At 36.3% G+C, this 12,691-nt stretch carries 12 protein-coding genes and 1 tRNA gene; 7 read left to right on the forward strand and 6 right to left on the reverse strand.

Features of this window, described 5'->3' with window-relative positions; genetic code table 11:
* The first annotated feature begins 1 nt into the window (after position 1).
* Positions 2-75, forward strand: a tRNA-Asp gene (locus ACL9RH_RS00005).
* Positions 76-377: 302 nt separating this feature from the next.
* Here ACL9RH_RS00005 and ACL9RH_RS00010 read toward each other — a convergent pair.
* The 3 genes from ACL9RH_RS00010 to ACL9RH_RS00020 form a co-directional block, all read right to left on the reverse strand.
* The gene (locus tag ACL9RH_RS00010) at positions 378-1,559 is read right to left on the reverse strand and encodes a phosphatidylinositol-specific phospholipase C domain-containing protein (RefSeq protein WP_422691271.1); all 1,182 of its coding nucleotides are present in this window, start codon (positions 1,557-1,559) and stop codon (positions 378-380) included.
* A gap of 17 nt (positions 1,560-1,576) precedes the next feature.
* Positions 1,577-4,423, reverse strand: coding sequence for a TonB-dependent receptor (locus tag ACL9RH_RS00015; RefSeq protein ID WP_422691272.1), 2,847 nt, complete (start codon positions 4,421-4,423; stop codon positions 1,577-1,579).
* A 135-nt stretch (positions 4,424-4,558) separates the two neighbouring features.
* Complete coding sequence (locus ACL9RH_RS00020; RefSeq protein WP_422691273.1) at positions 4,559-5,611, reverse strand: helix-turn-helix transcriptional regulator; 1,053 nt, start codon at positions 5,609-5,611, stop codon at positions 4,559-4,561.
* Positions 5,612-5,802: 191 nt separating this feature from the next.
* On the opposite strand from ACL9RH_RS00020, the gene ACL9RH_RS00025 reads away from it, so the two are divergent.
* From ACL9RH_RS00025 to ACL9RH_RS00035, 3 genes are all read left to right on the forward strand, one after another.
* On the forward strand, positions 5,803-6,237 hold the full coding sequence (locus ACL9RH_RS00025; RefSeq protein ID WP_422691274.1) for a hypothetical protein: 435 nt from the start codon (positions 5,803-5,805) through the stop codon (positions 6,235-6,237).
* A gap of 20 nt (positions 6,238-6,257) precedes the next feature.
* Positions 6,258-6,545: a hypothetical protein gene (locus ACL9RH_RS00030; RefSeq protein ID WP_422691275.1), complete on the forward strand. Its 288-nt coding sequence runs from the start codon at positions 6,258-6,260 to the stop codon at positions 6,543-6,545.
* Positions 6,546-6,765: 220 nt separating this feature from the next.
* On the forward strand, positions 6,766-7,800 hold the full coding sequence (locus ACL9RH_RS00035; RefSeq protein WP_422691276.1) for a L,D-transpeptidase: 1,035 nt from the start codon (positions 6,766-6,768) through the stop codon (positions 7,798-7,800).
* On the opposite strand, the gene ACL9RH_RS00040 is transcribed toward ACL9RH_RS00035, so the two are convergent.
* The 3 genes from ACL9RH_RS00040 to ACL9RH_RS00050 form a co-directional block, all read right to left on the reverse strand.
* The gene (locus ACL9RH_RS00040; RefSeq protein WP_422691277.1) at positions 7,797-8,324 is read right to left on the reverse strand and encodes a hypothetical protein; all 528 of its coding nucleotides are present in this window, start codon (positions 8,322-8,324) and stop codon (positions 7,797-7,799) included. The genes ACL9RH_RS00035 and ACL9RH_RS00040 overlap by 4 nt on opposite strands.
* A 3-nt stretch (positions 8,325-8,327) precedes the next feature.
* Positions 8,328-9,647: a PDZ domain-containing protein gene (locus ACL9RH_RS00045; protein ID WP_422691278.1), complete on the reverse strand. Its 1,320-nt coding sequence runs from the start codon at positions 9,645-9,647 to the stop codon at positions 8,328-8,330.
* Positions 9,648-9,770: 123 nt separating this feature from the next.
* Positions 9,771-10,409 carry an alpha/beta hydrolase gene (locus ACL9RH_RS00050; RefSeq protein WP_422691279.1) on the reverse strand — a complete coding sequence of 213 codons (639 nt, stop codon included), beginning with the start codon at positions 10,407-10,409 and terminating at the stop codon, positions 9,771-9,773.
* A gap of 247 nt (positions 10,410-10,656) precedes the next feature.
* Here ACL9RH_RS00050 and ACL9RH_RS00055 point away from each other — a divergent pair, with 247 nt between their 5' ends.
* The 3 genes from ACL9RH_RS00055 (at position 10,657) to ACL9RH_RS00065 (ending at position 12,589) form a co-directional block, all read left to right on the forward strand.
* Complete coding sequence (locus ACL9RH_RS00055; RefSeq protein ID WP_422691280.1) at positions 10,657-11,088, forward strand: hypothetical protein; 432 nt, start codon at positions 10,657-10,659, stop codon at positions 11,086-11,088.
* 377 nt (positions 11,089-11,465) lie between these two features.
* Positions 11,466-11,669: a bacteriocin-like protein gene (locus ACL9RH_RS00060; RefSeq protein ID WP_422691281.1), complete on the forward strand. Its 204-nt coding sequence runs from the start codon at positions 11,466-11,468 to the stop codon at positions 11,667-11,669.
* A gap of 71 nt (positions 11,670-11,740) precedes the next feature.
* Positions 11,741-12,589, forward strand: coding sequence for a GLPGLI family protein (locus ACL9RH_RS00065; protein WP_422691282.1), 849 nt, complete (start codon positions 11,741-11,743; stop codon positions 12,587-12,589).
* Positions 12,590-12,691 lie beyond the last annotated feature (102 nt).

Here is a 12,691-nt window from a genome sequence, read left to right on the forward strand (position 1 = left end):
TGATCCGGTAGTTCAGCTGGTTAGAATGCCGCCCTGTCACGGCGGAGGTCGCGGGTTCGAGTCCCGTCCGGATCGCAAAAAGTCTTCTAGAAATAGAAGACTTTTTTTTGTTTATAATCCAGGTTTCTAAGAGTTGCTATAAAGAATAGGCTAAAGATGAATTGCAAAAGTTAGCCCAGACAAAAAATTAATCAATATCACTTCAATCTTATTATAAAGCTTAACAGGTCATATGCTAAAAAATGACCGGAGAAATTCCGATCATTCTTTGCTTTTGCATTTTTGCCCCGGTTGGTCAGGTATTGATGTACTAAGATCAGAAAACTACTCTGATCAGTCCAGGATAAACCTCCTCTGATGAAGAAGTGATTTTACTATTATTTACAGGAAGAATTCAGAGGATTGTTAAGATAATCCTTTTCCTTTGGAGGCTGTACAAAATAAGGCGTTCCGTATGTATTTCCAGATCGGAAGAAGTCGGTGGAAACAACCTGTGCACCACTGCTGAATGCAGCTTTAGAACGGGTGAAATCGTTGGTTTTGGCTTCATACGTTTCAATATCTGATCTTGTTCTTACGATATATCCCTTTTTTACCAGATCCTGTATTTCCTTTTGTCTTACAATCGCATTATCCCGAAGTATAAATCCGGCAAAAGAATCATCGGGTTCGCTGTTCAGAAACATGACCCTGTCTTGTAAAGAATCATTGATGAGATACGGATTGTTTTTGGAGGATAGAGTTCCTGCGCTCCCGGGTAGCAGCATAAAGATAAATTTACCTTTGCTTTCATCCAGTTTGGGCCAGTTATTGTGAGTTACTGCTTCCTTTAATGTTTTATACTTACCCTGAACATCTTTTGGGGTAATCAGCTTGTCCTTTCCAAGGTATTTCAAGATTTCCCCATCCAGATCATCATAAGCTTTTTGGTCGAATGGAAGAACCTTTGTACTGTTCTCAAAAATAGGAAAACCTGAATCTTTTGCCTCTATCATCATAAAGACAGGAGTGTGGTCGGGATGCTTGTCAGACCAGTCCCGAAGCGTGGTAAGAGCATCTTTTAAAGTAGGATAATGGCTTCTAAAATCAATGTCTGCCATATGCAGCACCTTAAAACCGGGTTGATCCAGTCCTGATGTATTGAACGGAGCCAGGTCTTTTACCCCTTTCTCTTGTAAAATCTGATACGTTGCAGGATGGCTGAATCTGCTTCCTTCAGGATCATAATAAACATCTATTTCCAGACCACGAAGATTGGCATTGAGCTGTTCTACAAAATCCGGGTGGTTATAATTCAGGGCTTCTTTTAAGTTCAATCCGTAAGGATGATATTCTTTGAATTTGGCTTTTTGCTCTTCAGACATGGTACTGCTGTATTTCTGCATCATACCATTGATGATGGGCGTTACAAAGTCCAATACTTTAGGATCTACTGGCTGGGCGTAGGAATTGTGAGTTCCTACAATCTGAAGCTGGTTGATCTTAAGATCTTTGCATTTTTCCTGTGCGTTGATCAGGGCTGCCATGCACAATGCAGCCCCACCTATATACTTTTTCATATGAATAAAACTTTTGATTAAAAATTGTAAGTGAACCCCAGTTGCCCGCGTATTCCTGAATAAGAAATATTCTCTACACGGTCTTTTACTCCCATATAGTAGCGGTTGGGCTCATTAAGAACATTGTTGAGTTCTATAAACAGACGGACATTTTTTGTAAGGCTGTACGAAGTGGAAACATCCACAGTAAAATTTTTGTCGAAATACTGATAATGATCTGCTCCTGCTGCGGTTCTGATCTCGCTGACATAATTTCCCTTGTAATTTCCTGCAAGGCGGAGCATAAACTTGCTGGTTTCATAAAACAATATCGTATTGAAGATATGTTTTGCCTGATTAGGAATTGTCGTAGACATGGTTCCTACCTGCTTGCCATTTTCATATACCGGCATATTCATCTTAGAGGAAATGTAGGTATAGTTTCCTTCAAAACCGATATTCTTCAGAAAGCCTGGTAAGTTTTCAAAACGTTTGGATATTCCGAATTCAAACCCGAAGAGTTTCGCTCCTTCCAGATTTTTAGGGGCTGTGAAAGTATAAGATCGTCCTGCAAGATCTACCACAGACTGATCTTTATAAATAAGATTGCTGATGTCTTTATAAAATGCTCCGGCTGTTATCAGATCGAGTTTTCCGAAATAATTTTCAAACATAATATCAAAATTGTTTGAAAATGTAGGATCCAGTTTTGTATTTCCCTGAGTAATGGTATTCGTAATATCATTGACAATGGTTCCGGGATTCAGATCATTGAAATCAGGTCTTGCAAAGGAACGTGTATAAGCAAGCCTTAGAATTCGGTTATCACTGATATTCCATTTCACATTGGCCATAGGAAGTACCACATTGTAGGTTTTATTGTCCTTGATGTCTTCTGTGGTATTGCCTTTGTCTGAAACTACTTTTTTACCCCAGAAAGTAACATCATTGTATTCATTTCTGAAACCTCCCAATACCTGTAGCTGATCTGTGATTTTCCAGGTTCCCATCAGATAAGTTGCCCAGACATTTTCGGTTCCTCTGTAGGAGCTGGTAATATTGGAATTACTGTCTTTGCCGCTTACCTGCATCAATCCTAAACTGTTCTGTGTACCTGCATTGTACAGCTGATCAATCTGTCCGTTAGTGATCTGATCAATAATAACCGCATTATAAGGATTGCCAAGAGGATTCATGAAACCGCCTTTATAAGGAAAAGCTTCACGCTCAAGCTGATTAAGAAAAGTCACGGGAGTACCTGGAATTCCTAAACCGGATTTGGGCATCCATACCAATACAGAGCTGTCTACTACCTTATTCTTATTGTTATATTTTGTTCCGGCTTTAAGCTCAAAAGTATCTGTTACTTTATATTTAATGTCCAGCTGACCTCTTAGATCTGTTTCACTGTTATGATTCTGACTGAGAATAACCTGGTTCAGTTTTAATTTATCAGCTGCAATGGGCTGCTGATTATAAGGAAGAGTATAAGCCCCGGAATCACCAATACCATCTGGTGCGTCCATCGCCATATATCTTCTTCCATCTGCCGAAAGATTTCCATAGGTCATAGGCTGTATAAAGTTGATGATAGGGTAGCCTCTCTGATCTTTTTCAAGATTATCAGGAGAATTGAACTTAAATTCAGAACGGGCTTTGGATGCCGACCAGTTGAGTTCCATGCGCTGTCCCACCTGATGATTACCTCCTATCTGGATAGAATAAAGATCCGTAAGATAATCCGCATGGCGGGCCTGAAGCATGACGTTCTTGCTGTCAAAATTAAAATAAGTTTCTCTTACAGACTGGCCATCTTTGTATTGGCTGTAAAGACCTTTCGCATATAATTTATTTCGGCTGTCTATCTCATAATCCAATCCCAAATTGAATCCTAGGGTTCTGCGGTTAGCAAGGTAATCCCGAAGCTGAAGCTGATTAATAGAATAGGAGGCTGTTTTATCCTTCAGTCCGTAATTATAAATATTCCTCATCTGATCTATTGCAGTAGAACGTTCCCAGATCACTGCTGAGGTAATAAATTTCAGTTTGTCGGTGATTTTATTCCCGTACACTATAGAAGTATTGTAAGTAGGAGCCTTGGACATATTGACGTATCCCGAAGCCATACTGATAGCCAAAGTCTCTTTGTTGGGCGATGTTTTCGTTATAAAGTCCACATTTCCTCCAATAGCATCCCCATCAAGATCTGGAGTCAGTGCTTTCGATAACCTTACATTCTGAATAAGTTCCGAAGGAAAAATATCCATCTGCACTCCACGGTTGGCATTATCTCCACTGGCACTTGGCATTCTATTCCCGTTCAGGGTAGAGGAAGTCCATTGTATAGGAGTTCCTCTTACCGCTACAAAGCGGCCCTCTCCCATATCTCTTTCAATAGAAACGCCCTGCATACGCTGCACTGCGTCGGCGGCGTTACGATCCGGCAGTTTACCGATAGCATCAGCAGAAAGAACTTCTGTGATGGTATTGGAGTTTTTTTTCATGGTAATGGCTCTTGCCTGCGATGCTTTATAAACACTGGTGACAACAACTTCCTGAATATTATTTTGTTTATGCGAGGCTCCGAATTTAATAAGTCCAAGGTTGACTTCCTTTTTATCCAGAACTGTAAAAGGAATATGGACACTGTCATATCCTTTGTATTCCACCACAAGTTTATAGCTGCCATCATAAACGTTGTTGAGAACAAAAGAACCATCTGTATCGGAAGTTATTTTCTGCCCGCTGTTTTCAATATAAACCAGCGCATCGGGAAGATTTCCCTGGCTGTCTACTACGGTTCCGTGAACGGAGGTCTGTGCAAAGGCCAGAGGCCCAAGAAGAAAAAATACTGCTTTTGTTAAAAAAAGTCTTTCTCGTAACATCTTAGTGAAATTTGATGCAAAGATGCCGGACCGGTCAAAAGTTTTGGTTCATTTAAATTTAAGACAACTGTTTTTCCTGAGTACGCGGAGAACTGTTTTGAAAATCAAGATGTTACTAATGTTAAATAATTGTAACTAATGAACCAGTTGAGAAGGAAGGCAGTCGAATTCTTTTTTAAAATATTTGTAAAAAGTGGATTTCGATTTAAAACCACATTGAAAAGCAAGATCGGTAACACTGGCAGAAGGGTCCTCGGATAGAACCTGTTTAAAATGCTGGATACGGATTCTATTGGTATATTCGTGGAAGTTGGAATGAAGATGTTTGCTGAAAGTAATGCTTAAATCGGCTTTGCTTATTTTCAGATGTCCTGAAAGTTGGTCCAGGGTGAATTCTTCATCAAGATAACTATGACTGTCCCTGTAAAATGAAGCAATTGCATTCTGAACAGAATCAAAATCAATCTTAGAAAGATCTTTATATTGATACGTTTCTTTGGGTACAGAAACGTGAGATAAGTTGTGTTGCTGTTCCTGAAGTTTATGCTGGTACGTTAAAATATAAACGTACAAAATCCATCCGAACTGGAGCAGAAATAGCAGACTGTAGATTTTCTGATAGACCAAAGTATTCCAGCCCAGTTGATAAACTGTCCAGAAAAGCAAGACGCCTGTGAGAACATATCCTACCAGATAGCGGAATTTTCCGGCTATAGGATGGGTAATATTTTTCCGGTATCTTGTCAGCAGATAAATGCATAACACAAGGCAGGCAATCCAGTAATAACTATAGTAATCAAAGTATGATTTATACGATCTGATGATTATATCTGCCCAGGAAAGTTCAAAAATCTTTGCGAAAAGGGCAATGGCATGATGAATAACAACCAGAGTTAAAGGAACAATAAGATACTTAAGCTTATCTCTCCATTTTGCATGAATGAGATGAGTTGTTATATAGATAAAGATAAGTCCCTTAAAAATCCGCAGGCTGCCCGGAATTTCGTAAAGTACAGATTCATAACCAAATTTTTGAATGATAAAATATTCATATCCCATATCCAGTGTAACCACTCCAATGTACAATAACAGCATATTGAGTACAGATTCCCTGTTTTTGATGAGGTACATAAGCAGTGTAAGAGTGATAAGTGCTTGTAGTACAACTACCATAATGATGTATAACATGATAACTGATATTTTGTCAAAATTATAGATAATATGCAGATACCATCTTTAACAAATTATTAAATATCAGGATGAAAGGACTGCAGTACGGTATGGCTTAACTGTACCGTTTTTCTGGAAATCCTTCCCGGAATTTCTATTTTTGTATAATTGATTATATATTAGTATTTTAGCTAGTAAACATGAGTATGATGTCAAAAAGAAAATTTATTTTGCTTTCTATATTAAAAACCAGCCTGCTATCTGTTTGTATCTCTATTGTTTTTCTGATTATATTCTTAGAGATGACCAGAGAGGTAAGAACAGATATGTATGATCATCCGGCAAGATGTGATATGAGTGGATTAGCTTATGTACTGACGATATTCTGGCTGCTCTTCCTCAGTCTACTGTCTTTTAGTAGTCTATTTTCTCTTTTGCCAAGGTTTCAAGGAAAAATAAGCCGTGCAGTGTGCTGGTTGTTTCTGCCTGTAGCAGCTTTATTATATTCATCTTACATGAGTATCATTACAAATGGGATAATGGATGGAAAAGATATTGTCTTTTTTCTGATCCTCAATTTACCCTGGTTTGCTCTTTGGTTGTTTTTTTACAAAAGATTCAATGTGCGTTATCCTATAGCTTAATTTCAGAGTTATAATTATTCATGAAAAAACAATTCAAAAGCTGGACACTGGTCTTCATTTTAGGAAGTATAGCAATACCTGTGGGGTTTATAGTATCAATTATTTTAATGAATGGGTCGTCCGCTCCTGATGCTTTATTCGGGATGTATGTTCTGATGAGTTTAATTCCGATGATTTTGGTTGTTGGAATAGACCGTCTTCTGGTCTGGAAATTTGGAAATACATTGGTGAATAAAGTTGAGTTTTCAATAATGGCCTTTGTTGCTTTATTATGGATTGTAAGATTTGCAATGGATTTGATGATATAATTGAAAATTTACTTTTAAAAGTCAGATAGAAATAAAGACAAAAGCATTTTTGAAGTACCCTTAATATTTTCCTTTAAAATCGATAAAAACTCAGAATAATTCCGTTTTTTACGGTAGAAACAGTTCCGTTTTTTTACGGTATTTTGGAGAATGTCTTTTGGGATTCAATTTTAGGTCTGATATTTGTACTGGGTAGCCAAACTAAATGACCGATTTATTTATGAAGAACATATCTGTGAAAAAATCTTTTATATATGCACTTGTAGGCGCTTTCGTTCTTGTTTCCTGTAAAAAAGAAATAGAAAAAATAAGCGATACTTTTAAAGATACCGTTACCACTTCTGATGTGCCGGAAGCAGAAAAAGATTCTGTGAAAAAAGATTCTGTGCCTGTGGTAAAAAAAGAATCTGAACCTCCGGTAATGCAGGAGAATGGTTTTTATAATGCATTCGTTATTCCTAAAGATAAAAAGACAAGAGATTCTGTATATTCAATATTCAGCAAAAAATATAACGAGCAGGAACGTACAGCTATCTTAGCCTTAAACAGATTAGATTCTAAAAGCAAATGGAATGCTGATACTCTTGTTGTTCCGGCTAAAATAGATACTACGCTGATGTCTTATTCACCGTTTCCTATGCAGTTGGATATATTGAGCGGGGTGAAGAAGTTTGTCATCTTTTCATATCCTATACAAGCCTATGGTGTATATTCTAACGGTAGTCTTGTAAAATGGGGACCTACGAGTATGGGAAAAAAAACAGCCCAGACAACCAGAGGTCTTACTTTTGCCAACTGGAAAAAGAAACTATCTATTTCAACGGTTAGCAGCGAGTGGAAGTTACCTTATAACTTTAATATTCATAATATAGGCGGTATTGGATGGCACGAATATACACTTCCCGGATATCCTGCATCACATTCCTGTTTAAGACTTTTGAGAAAAGATGCACAATGGCTGTATTCTTACGCAGATACCTGGATACTGAATCCGGGAGGAGCTACAACAAAGGCAAGAGGAACTGCTGTAATGGTATTCGGAGATTATAAATGGGGAGGAAGACGACCTTGGAAAAAACTTCTGGATGATCCTAATGCGAACAATATATCTGTTGAAGAGTTAACCAAATTATTAGAACCGGACGTGCCCAAAATGCTGAAAGAGCAGGCCAACAGAGAAAAAGTAGCAGACTCCATCAAAACTGCGAGAGCAATGGCTACCCCAGCAGTCAATGAAAAGCCTTTAGAACCTTAATTCATTTTCTTTTCAAACTGCAACGTAGATTCTTCTGCAAATCGTCTTAGTTTAAGCATTTCTTCTTTTCCTTTATGTTGCCCGAACCGAGCGGCAATATAGGTAAGAAGGATTAAAAATAACATTACAAAAGAAGCGCTCAGTGCCCAAGGGTATTCAGCGCTTTTTATTTGCTTCTCTACATAGTACATGGTAAAGAAAGTCATCCAGAGAATAGAAAAAGAAAAATAGAGGAACATAAAAAATGTCCACACTGCAGAGCTCGGACCAAAAACACCCCTTATTACGGTATGCTCATCCTCAATTTCTGTACGAAGAGCAAGACGGGGCTTCCAATAGCTGTCATAGGTTGTTTCTACCCAGATGGTGGCTACCTCTTTATTGATGTTGCCAGCAAACTCATCTTTGTGCTCGGCAAAGTATTTTTTCAGATTTTCTGCATACTCTTCTTTGGTAAGATGGGTAAACATTTTGAATCTTGGTCTCGTTCTTATTCTGTCTAAGGTAGTTTCTTCGGTATTCATACGCTATTCTTGATAAGGAATCGGATCTTCTAAAGTAAAACGTATGGTAAGCTCTTCACCATTTCTTTGAATAAGCATACTAACCGTTTTTCCTTCATCGGATCTCATAAGTTCTACAATTTTTTCCAGGGTCATATCCGCTGTTCTACTTCCATTGATGCTGATGATTTTGTCATCTTTTTGCAGTCCGGCTTTATAAGCGGGTGAATCTTTTCTTACGCCTGCAATGGAAAATATCGGCTTTAAACTGAATTTATACTGGAAATTATCTTTATATACTTCCGCAACGACAGCAGTTGACTTTTGGGTTTCAATTTTTATCTTGTCCTGTGCCCATTCCAGTCCGTCTTGTTTGAAATCTAATCCACTCATGTTAAAGTGAAAAGGATCGTTGAAATATTTATTTTTTTTCAGGTATAATTTTTTATTGGGATAATCGAAAACAGCTGTAAACCGTCGCATAATTTCTCCGCCTATGGAGCCTTTTCTGTCTTTCACTAAACTAACGTGCTGTATAGAAAACTCATCAGGCATCGCCGTAAGCGGTTTTTCAAACTTGAAGCTTCCAAGATAAAAATTATGGATTCTGCTTCTTTTACCATAAATATCCCCATTGAATCCTCGCCCGAGAAAATCATCGATATTAGGTCTGTTATACACAAAGTTTTTAATGAGAGTAGGGAAGAGCCATATTGCATCACTGTTTCCAAGGTCAATCAGAAGTTTAGAATCTTTCTTTTCTGAGGTCATTTCTACGTCAGCATGGAGATAGGGTTTATCTCTTTCGATGGTGATTGGAAATTCCTCATACTTCCTTAGCTTCTTTGCTAAAGGCTCAATATTTTCATAAACCGTTATTTTTTTTGTCGAATAATCTATAGAGATCGGATGATCTTTGAAAAAATGATATCCTATCACTCCATTCACAGGAATTCCGACGTGGGGCGAAATATTAAAATTTTCATCAATAATGATGTAAAGAGACATGGAAGTGTTAACAATCTCATCACCTATTTTACCCAAATTACGATCAGATTTCAGACCATCAATGTCCAAACTTCCTCCAAGACCCGAAAATTTCATTTTTTCAACACTTCCCAATTTAAGTTCCTTGTTTTCAAGGCTAAACAGAATTGTTTCCGACACGCCGGAATCCAGCAAGAAGGTAAGATCGGCACCATTTACATTGATTGGAATAAAGATAAGATTGTTGATATACTGAAACGGAATGACCGCTTTTTTGGTATTAACTAACTCAAAAGAATTCTGAGCATTCATAAAAATGCTTACAAATAATCCCAATAAAAGAAACTTAAATTTCATTTACTGAATTTACTGAATTTATCTGTATTATGATAAAAAAAACATTCCAAATGCAGGAATGTTTATATAAACTACAATGAATTAGTGTGAAACGTTAAAAGTTTAGAAAAATGGAATCTGGATTTATTTTGAAAAAAACTCCATCAGATCCATATAGTTTTTCTGATTTACCCCATGTCCGCTCATATATTCTCTGAACGTGAAATAACAGCTAAGGTCATACAGAAGATCTGCCGCTTTTCTACCCCATTCAAGTGGAATAACAGCGTCATCTGTACCGTGAGAAATAAAGAATCTTAATTTTTCAAGCTTCTTTTTATCTTTTACGATTCCATCCAGAATTTTATCTTCAGGATAAGCACTTAGACAGGCTACATGATTAAAAAGATCAGGATATTTCAATGCTAAAGCGTAGCACAGTATTCCTCCCTGGCTGAATCCACACAGGTGAGCTCTGCTTTCAATCAGCCCATAATGATTGATCAGCTTCAGGATACTTTCCAACACAGCGTTTAAAGATTCTTTGGCCTGAGGAACATCAATGAAATTTTCAGGATCATTAAAGTTGATATCATACCATGAATATCCTTCAAACTGAGTATCTCTTGGTGCTCTGAAGCTGATGATAAGCCAGTCGGCAGGAAGTGTTTCCCTGAAACTGAAAAGATCCTGCTCATTGCTACCATAGCCGTGAAGCATAAAAAGAACAGGAGTAGTCGGGGTAATATTTTCCGGCTCCCTTACTAAATAATCTAAATTCATACAGCAAATATAATTAATAAATTACATTGTAAATCAACTTTTATTATGCGTGCAACGAACTTTAAGAACAGCCTTGTAGATATTTAATGAATGATTATTTGCGCTGTATTATTGAACTTTATCAATCGGTTTTTCTTTTTGCTGATTTGATATTGTTTGCAAATCTTTATTGGAAAATTTTCATAAAAGTTATTTTTATATTAATAAAAAACTTATATTTGAAACATTAAAAAATCTATTTGGAGAAATGAAGCAATTTTACAATTCAAAAAGTTTACTTAGACTTTCTTTTTTATTCGTTTTATTATTTTCTGCGATCACCGTTTTAAATTCCTGTAAAAAAGATGACGACGATGAATTTCAGGATCATGTAGTACAATTCGAAGTGAAAACCAGCACCGGAGGAAAGATTATCAGTGTTGTAACTCAGGTAGGTACTACTCAGAATACAATCTATAATACAACAGCAACTCCTGTAACTTCGCCATGGACAAGTGGAGAGTTTTTTGTGAACTCCAGCCAGGCTCAGCTTAATTTGGATGCTAATGCAGATATGCCAGATGCTACTTCTGAATTGACCATCAATCTTTACATAGACGGTGAGGTAGCCAGAACAGTGAAGAAGGTAGGTAAAGGAGTATTGACTGCTTCTCTTGATTATAGCTTCTTGGAACCGTAAAATATTGAATACCGATATATTTAAAAACCGCTTTTACAGCGGTTTTTTTATTTTTTAATCTCCTCTAGGAGCTATTTTTTGAGAAGATATCTTTTCGCTGAATATAATGAGAGAGATATCTGTTATTATTTCAAAGAAATATTTATAATACCATATCAATAATTGGTTTAGAAACCTATTACAAGAAAAACGAGTCGAGATGAAAATGACGAATTCAATTTCGAATATCAAAGGTTATAATTAAATTTATTAGTGTTTGGATGTAAAAATAGAAATAATTTTAAATTATTGTATTTCAGTATTTTATCATAATAAAATTTCTCTCTTTTGTCGGGTTTATATTTATATATTTGAAACTTAATTTATGAATTAACACAATGAAAAATCTTAAAAAATTATCCCGAGAGAATCTTAAAATAGTAAAGGGAAGCCAAGTCTGGATTGCAGTAACCAAGTGTGGTTTTACAGCTACAACTACTCAAAATTGGACTGGTGCACAGGCCAATGCTTGGATGGATGAAATTGAAAAGAATTATTGTAAGTCAGCTACACATAGTGGCCCTAGTTACAATTTAGCATAATATGTCAATTAATGCACTTATAGTGGAAATCACAACATTATAAATGTCATTTTATAATACAATCACCACTTATGTATTATCATAAAAAGTTACTTCAATTATTCATTTTATTTTATAGCGTTTTACTTTATGCTCAATCATACAAACAGGAAACTTTGCGTGGTGAATTTACTTATCAGTTAAAAGCTAAATACGATATACGAACTGACAATAGATATGAAGAACTATTTTCATTACAAATAGGAGATGATCGTGCTTTTTTTGCGAGTATCATATCACTGAAAGGCGATTCGGTAATGGAGAATTCAAGAACAAGTTTAAATAATCCTGATGGAAGTATAACTCTTAGTTATAAAGAAGGAGTAGTGATTCCAAAAACGAATCTATCCTTTACTATTATACAATCCAATGAAAATGTACAGTATTTTAGATCGGTAGGAATGTCATTACTAACATATAAAGAACCCGTAATAAATAAATGGAAGCTTGAGGATGATACTAAAGTAATAAATACAATTCATTGTAAAAAAGCAAAAGTTACGTTTAAAGGAAGACATTGGATCGCATGGTATACCTCCGAAATTCCTTTGCCCTATGGTCCCTATAAATTCAGTGGCTTACCAGGATTGATTGTTAAGATAACAGATGAAACAGGAGATTATGATTTCGAACTCATAAAAGCTGTATCTGATTCTCAATTGAAAGGAAAAGTAATTAATATTAAAAAAAGCAGATATACTGAAGCCATAGAAACAACACAATCAAAATTGAAACAGGCATTAAAAAATGCCGATGCCAATGCAGCAGCTATACTTGCCAGCTATGGGACTACGATTATAAAAGAGCAAGATTTGTTAAGACAGAAAGAAAAAGAGAGAGAAGAAAACAAGAAATTTGAAAACCCTTTAGAGTTAGAGTAAAAAATAGAGAATTCAATCATTGAAAAAATAATTCCATAACTAAATTATTTTAGGAAAAAAATCGGCGCTGAGATTTATCTCAGCGCCGATTTTTATAGAGTA

Origin of the sequence: Chryseobacterium sp. Mn2064, assembly GCF_049319685.1 — a bacterium.
GTDB lineage: Bacteria > Bacteroidota > Bacteroidia > Flavobacteriales > Weeksellaceae > Chryseobacterium.

Excerpts from the sequence above, each read along its gene's own strand:
- ACL9RH_RS00010 (WP_422691271.1), bottom strand. The coding sequence starts at position 1,559 with ATGAAAAAGTATATAGGTGGGGCTGCATTGTGCATGGCAGCCCTGATC.
- ACL9RH_RS00015 (WP_422691272.1), bottom strand. The coding sequence starts at position 4,423 with ATGTTACGAGAAAGACTTTTTTTAACAAAAGCAGTATTTTTTCTTCTT.
- ACL9RH_RS00020 (WP_422691273.1), bottom strand. The coding sequence starts at position 5,611 with ATGTTATACATCATTATGGTAGTTGTACTACAAGCACTTATCACTCTT.
- ACL9RH_RS00025 (WP_422691274.1), top strand. The coding sequence starts at position 5,803 with ATGTCAAAAAGAAAATTTATTTTGCTTTCTATATTAAAAACCAGCCTG.
- ACL9RH_RS00030 (WP_422691275.1), top strand. The coding sequence starts at position 6,258 with ATGAAAAAACAATTCAAAAGCTGGACACTGGTCTTCATTTTAGGAAGT.
- ACL9RH_RS00035 (WP_422691276.1), top strand. The coding sequence starts at position 6,766 with ATGAAGAACATATCTGTGAAAAAATCTTTTATATATGCACTTGTAGGC.
- ACL9RH_RS00040 (WP_422691277.1), bottom strand. The coding sequence starts at position 8,324 with ATGAATACCGAAGAAACTACCTTAGACAGAATAAGAACGAGACCAAGA.
- ACL9RH_RS00045 (WP_422691278.1), bottom strand. The coding sequence starts at position 9,647 with ATGAAATTTAAGTTTCTTTTATTGGGATTATTTGTAAGCATTTTTATG.
- ACL9RH_RS00050 (WP_422691279.1), bottom strand. The coding sequence starts at position 10,409 with ATGAATTTAGATTATTTAGTAAGGGAGCCGGAAAATATTACCCCGACT.
- ACL9RH_RS00055 (WP_422691280.1), top strand. The coding sequence starts at position 10,657 with ATGAAGCAATTTTACAATTCAAAAAGTTTACTTAGACTTTCTTTTTTA.
- ACL9RH_RS00060 (WP_422691281.1), top strand. The coding sequence starts at position 11,466 with ATGAAAAATCTTAAAAAATTATCCCGAGAGAATCTTAAAATAGTAAAG.
- ACL9RH_RS00065 (WP_422691282.1), top strand. The coding sequence starts at position 11,741 with ATGTATTATCATAAAAAGTTACTTCAATTATTCATTTTATTTTATAGC.